Origin of the sequence: Bacillus cereus group sp. BfR-BA-01311 (genome assembly GCF_022664295.1) — a bacterium.
GTDB lineage: Bacteria > Bacillota > Bacilli > Bacillales > Bacillaceae_G > Bacillus_A > Bacillus_A cereus.
On record NZ_JAKUHC010000048.1, the window covers coordinates 1 to 223 of the forward strand.

Below are 223 nucleotides of genomic sequence, written 5' to 3' on the forward strand. Positions count from 1 at the left end.
TCAGTTGCTCTACCAATTGAGCTAAGTCGGCTAAATGGTGGAGGATGACGGGATCGAACCGCCGACCCCCTGCTTGTAAGGCAGGTGCTCTCCCAGCTGAGCTAATCCTCCATTTGCCTGGCAACGTCCTACTCTCACAGGGACAAGGTCCCAACTACCATCGGCGCTAGAGAGCTTAACTTCCGTGTTCGGTATGGGAACGGGTGTGACCTCTCTGCCATCA

1 tRNA gene and 1 rRNA gene are annotated in these 223 nt (G+C 55.2%); both read right to left on the reverse strand.

Features of this window, described 5'->3' with window-relative positions:
• Positions 1-35 precede the first annotated feature (35 nt).
• Positions 36-111 (reverse strand) — tRNA-Val (locus MR136_RS28370).
• Between the two features lie 4 nt (positions 112-115).
• A 5S ribosomal RNA gene (gene rrf, locus MR136_RS28375) occupies positions 116-223 on the reverse strand; the annotation flags it as partial.